Annotated in this window: 4 protein-coding genes; all 4 read right to left on the bottom strand. The window is 69.6% G+C overall.

Annotation, left to right across the window (positions count from 1 at the left end):
* On the bottom strand, window positions 1–240 hold a 240-nt coding region (locus tag AC1DU6_RS23145; RefSeq protein WP_477859899.1), incomplete at its 3' end, for a septum formation initiator family protein.
* A gap of 3 nt (window positions 241–243) precedes the next feature.
* A complete protein-coding gene (gene eno / locus AC1DU6_RS23140) occupies window positions 244–1,530 on the bottom strand; it encodes a phosphopyruvate hydratase (RefSeq protein ID WP_056196812.1) in 1,287 nt (428 codons plus the stop codon).
* Between the two features lie 98 nt (window positions 1,531–1,628).
* Window positions 1,629–2,891 (bottom strand): DUF3999 family protein, encoded by a 1,263-nt coding sequence (locus tag AC1DU6_RS23135; RefSeq protein WP_477859897.1) that lies wholly within the window; start codon window positions 2,889–2,891, stop codon window positions 1,629–1,631.
* Window positions 2,872–3,780 (bottom strand): DUF2339 domain-containing protein (locus tag AC1DU6_RS23130; RefSeq protein WP_477859895.1); only part of this gene is annotated, 909 nt, incomplete at its 5' end. The genes AC1DU6_RS23135 and AC1DU6_RS23130, both read right to left, overlap by 20 nt.

Below are 3,780 nucleotides of genomic sequence, written 5' to 3'. Positions count from 1 at the left end.
GGACTTGATCATGCCCAGCTCGAAGCGGGCCTTCTCCTCGACCATCTCCAGGCCCTCGCGCAGATCACGCAGTTCGGCCTGCAACTGGGCGTTGCGGGCCCGGGCCTTGTCGTTGTCGGCCTGGGCCTGGCTCAGCTCCTCCCGGAGCTGAGCGACGTGCGGAATGCTGCCCCGGCCCACCCAGAGCTGGGCTTGGATGGCGATCAGGAAGATCGCCAGGACCGCGGCAAGCGCCTTCAAGCTTTACTTGAGGTTGTAGAAGGCGGCACGGCCGGGATAGAAGGCGACGTCGCCCAGGTCTTCCTCGATGCGCAGCAGCTGGTTGTACTTGGCCATGCGGTCCGAGCGCGACAGCGAACCGGTCTTGATCTGGCCGGCATTCAGGCCGACGGCGATGTCGGAGATGGTGCTGTCCTCGGTCTCGCCCGAACGGTGCGAGATGACGGCGGTGTAGCCCGCGCGCTTGGCCATCTCGATGGCGGCGAAGGTCTCGGTCAGCGTGCCGATCTGGTTGATCTTGATCAGGATGGAGTTGGCAATGCCCTTGGAAATGCCTTCCTGCAGGATCTTGGTGTTGGTGACGAACAGGTCGTCACCAACGATCTGCACGTTCTTGCCCAGGCGGTCGGTCAGGATCTTCCAGCCGTCCCAGTCGCCTTCGGCCATGCCGTCTTCGATGGAGATGATCGGGTACTTGTCGACCCAGGTGGCCAGCATGTCGGTCCACTCCTGCGCGGTCAGCTGGATGCCGCCTTCGCCTTCGAGCACGTACTTGCCGTCCTTGTAGAACTCGCTCGCGGCGCAGTCCAGGGCGATGGCGATCTGGTCGCCGGCGCGGTAGCCGGCCTTGTCGATGGCCTGCAGGATCAGCTGGATGGCTGCTTCATGGCTCTCGACGCTGGGCGCGAAGCCGCCTTCGTCGCCGACGGCGGTGGAGATGCCCTTGTCGTGCAGGATCTTCTTCAGCGCGTGGAAGACCTCGGCACCCCAGCGCAGCGCTTCACGGAAGCTCGGCGCGCCCACGGGGACGATCATCAGTTCCTGCAGGTCCAGCGAATTGTTGGCGTGGGCGCCGCCGTTGATGACGTTCATCATCGGCACCGGCAGCTGGCAGCCATTCATGCCGCCGAAGTAGCGGTACAGCGGCAGGCCGGACTCTTCGGCCGCGGCGCGGGCCACGGCCATTGACACGGCCAGCATGGCGTTGGCGCCCAGGCGGCTCTTGTTCTCGGTGCCGTCCAGGTCGATCAGCGTCTTGTCCAGGAAGGCCTGCTCGGAGGCGTCCAGGCCCAGCACGGCCTCGGAGATCTCGGTGTTGATGTGCTCGACGGCCTTCAGCACGCCCTTGCCGAGGTAGCGGCTCTTGTCGCCGTCGCGCAGCTCGATGGCCTCGCGCGAACCGGTGGACGCACCCGACGGCACGGCCGCGCGGCCCATGACGCCGGACTCCAGCAGCACGTCGCATTCGACGGTGGGATTGCCGCGGCTGTCGAGGATTTCTCGACCGACGATGTCAACGATTGCGCTCATGGGGTTGTCTCCAGGAAGTGAAAAATTCGGGCGGGCGCAAGTGTGCCAAGCGGGCGTTACCGTGTCACAACAAGCGGCCGGTGCGTTGGGGCGGGAGTTTAAGTGCTGGGCTGCGTCGGTCCCTGGCGCCATAGCCGCCAGGTGACGGCCGCGAGCAGCACGACGCCCACGCCCAGCACGGCCCACAGCAGCAGGCGGCGCGGGGGTAGAGCGGGTTCCGCGGCTGGCATGGCCTGGGGTGTGAAGGCGCCGAGCTGGGCTCGGCCCAGGCGGGCCTGCTCACGCTGCCAGTCGGGCACCACTTCGGCCAGCGAGCGCGGGCCGGTCTCTGGCGCTGCGGCGCCCACCTGCAGGCTGAAAGGCGGTTCGCCCTGGGCAGCCCACACGAGGCGGGTGACGCGCACGGCCCAGTCCAGGCGCAGGCTGTCGGCGGGCGGCAATGCGGTGCCGCGCGGCGGCAGCAGACGCAGCTCGCTCGCTCCCACGTTCAGCGGCAGCGCCGGTGCGGCGTCGGCCGGGGCATCGCCGCGGTCCACGCGGTAGAACACGCTGCGGGCCACGGTCTGCCACGGTGCTTTCGCGCTTGAGCGCGTCTGCACCTGCACGGGCAGGATCCAAGTGCCCTGCGTGCCGGCCAGCGTCAGGCTCAGCAGGGGCTGCGGGCCGCCGAGCGGGATGACCCAGCCGCCATCGGCATCTGGCGCGGGCAAGGCCGAGCTGCGAACCAGCTGCTGCGGCGCCGCGCCAGCGGGTTGGGCCAGCAGGAAGGCGGCCTCGGGCTGCACGGCGCGCGTGGCGTCGTCCCACACCAGGCGCAGATAGCGTTGCGGACGGCCCGGCAGGGTGACCAGCGGCTGGGCCAGCGGCGCGCCGTCGGTCGTGCGCAGGCCCAGCAACTGACCGGTTCCCAGCACTTGCCAGGCTTGCAGGTCGGGGCTGGTCTCCAGCCGGTAGCCGGCCTGGAAAGCTGCGGCGTCGGTGGGCCAGCGCAGCCGCAGTTGGCGGGGCTCGGCCGGCCATTGGGCCGGCTCGCCCAGGTCCAGCAGCCAGCCGGCGGGAAGCCGATGACGTGGTGCCGACGCGGCGACCGGCGCCGGCGGCAGCGCGGCCAGCTTCAGCTCGCGCTCGGGCATGGTCAGCAGCTCGTCCGGCAGCAGCGCGAAGGGCACGCGGCGGCCCTGGGCGTCGAGCAGCTGCCAGTCGCGCAGGTCGCTGCCCAGGCTGTGCTGCCAGGCTTCGGCCGTGGCATCCAGCGTCAGGAAGGGCGCGGGTTGGGTGATCTGCACCGGCGCGCGGTGCGGGCTGGCTGTGGCCGATGTGGCGGCCAGCAGCACCAACAGCTCAAGAAGGCTTTTTCTCATCTTGTGTAGAGCCCGGCAAAGGCGCGATATAGCCGATGACCAGCATCAACACACCCACGCCGATGAAGGAGACGATGCGCAGCACGGTGCCGCTGCCCTGCAGGTCGAACAGCATCAGCTTCAGCACGACGGCACCCAGCAGCACGGCGCCGGCCAGCCAGGGCGCGCGCTGGTGGCGGCGCGTGCCCAGCAGCATCAGCACCAGGGCCAGGGCGCTCCACAGCAGTGCCAGACCCGTCTGCACGCCGCGGGACTCGAGCCAGCCGTCGACGTGATAGGGCACATCGCCCCAGTGATGGAAGCAGCGGATCAGCATGCCGTTGAGCCAAAGGAAGGCCAGGGCTGCCGGCACAGCCAGCGAGGAAGGCGGCAGCTTGAGCGCGGCAGCAGCCGGGCTGCGCAACCAGGCAACGACGGCCAGCAGCGCCGCGGCGATGCCGAGATCGAGTGGATTCAGCACCGGGATGTAGGGCAGAGGCTGGGCAGTGCCGGGGCTGGCCCAATTGGCGATCAGCACCCAGGCCGAAAGTGCCAGGCTCAGCACGGCAGCGCCCACCTGGGCATAGGCCGCAGGCGCCAAGCGCAGTGGCCAGGCCTGTTGATCGGCAGGGCGACGCTGCTGGCGCAGCACGGCAGCCAGCAGCAGCGCCGGCACCAGCAGCCAGCCCAGCCAACCCCAGGCACTGCCGGGGTCGCCGAGGTCGGCCGTCCAGTGGCGGCCCTGCAGCGCGCCGAGCAGCGCAAATGCCAGCAAGCTGCCGGCATGCGTGGCGTTGCGCAGCAGCGAGGGCCAGTGCGGCGCCGTGCGTTGCAGCACGAGTGCCTGCGCAACCCAGGCCAGCGGCAGTGCCCACACGCCGCCTGCCGACAGCGGCGCGCCGTGCAGCAC

It is taken from the genome of Roseateles sp. P5_B10 (assembly GCF_056400485.1).
This window is presented reverse-complemented; position numbering and strand designations above follow the sequence as displayed.

What these genes read in the sequence shown, in the direction of transcription:
- eno (WP_056196812.1), bottom strand. Translation starts at nt 1,530, where the DNA reads ATGAGCGCAATCGTTGACATCGTCGGTCGAGAAATCCTCGACAGCCGC.
- AC1DU6_RS23135 (WP_477859897.1), bottom strand. Translation starts at nt 2,891, where the DNA reads ATGAGAAAAAGCCTTCTTGAGCTGTTGGTGCTGCTGGCCGCCACATCG.